The sequence below is a fragment of the Novosphingobium sp. FKTRR1 genome, assembly GCF_020404405.1.
Taxonomy (GTDB): Bacteria; Pseudomonadota; Alphaproteobacteria; order Sphingomonadales; family Sphingomonadaceae; genus Novosphingobium.
Genome location: NZ_JAIZDA010000095.1, coordinates 1 through 932, shown reverse-complemented (window position 1 = coordinate 932; position 932 = coordinate 1). Strand labels below are relative to the sequence as shown.

At 62.7% G+C, this 932-nt stretch carries 1 protein-coding gene; it reads left to right on the top strand.

The window, feature by feature from the left end; all coding sequences use genetic code 11:
* Positions 1-77: 77 nt before the first annotated feature.
* Complete coding sequence (locus tag LDN95_RS23050; protein WP_226019833.1) at positions 78-911, top strand: IS5 family transposase; 834 nt, start codon at positions 78-80, stop codon at positions 909-911.
* The last annotated feature ends 21 nt before the right edge of the window (positions 912-932 follow it).

Here is a 932-nt window from a genome sequence, read left to right as displayed (position 1 = left end):
GAGCCCGAGCGAAAAGTGGTTGAGCGATATCAGTAGGTTGTGATTCAGCGTCGTTGTCGAGACGATGGAGGAAGCACATGCCCTGGACTGATACCGCTCGCCGCAAGCATATGCGGGAAGGTGCGGGCTATCCAAGTGATTTGCGCGAAGCGGAGTGGGAGTTGATCGCGCCCATGCTGCCGGCGGCCCGGAGCGGAGGGCGACCGCGCAAGACCTGCCTTCGCCGGGTGATGAACGCGATCCTGTACATTGCATCGAGCGGCGGGGCGTGGCGGATGCTGCCCAAGTGCTTCCCGCCGGTCTCGACGGTGCGTGGCTATTTCTACGCGTGGCGCAACAGCGGTCTGCTGATCACGATCAACCACATCCTTGTGATGACAGCACGCCAGCAGGCGGGCCGGGAGGCATCGCCCAGCGCTGGGGTGATCGACAGCCAGTCGGTCAAAACCACAGAAGCCGGCGGGGTTTGCGGCTATGATGCGGGCAAGAAGGTAAAGGGCAGGAAACGGCACATCGTCACAGACACGTGCGGCTTCCTGGTGTTCGTTCTCATCCACGCCGCCGATATCCAGGACCGTGACGGAGCGGTCGATGTGCTCAAGGCCATCCGCCACCGGTTCCCATGGCTGCGCCACGTGTTCGCCGATGGCGGCTATGCCGGCGAAAAGCTCCGCAACGCGCTCAAGAGCCACGGTGAGTGGACGCTGGAAATCATCAGGCGGTCAGACACCGCCAAAGGGTTCGAGGTGTTGCCCCGGCGCTGGGTGGTCGAGCGTACCTTCGCCTGGCTGGGCCGTTGCCGCCGCCTCGCCAAAGACTGGGAACGCTCCATCGAGAGCTCGACCGCGTGGGCGAATATCGCTTCTATCCGGATGCTAACCCGCAGAATTGCGCGACTTTCAGCCGCATGACAGACTTTTGAATCGGGCTCT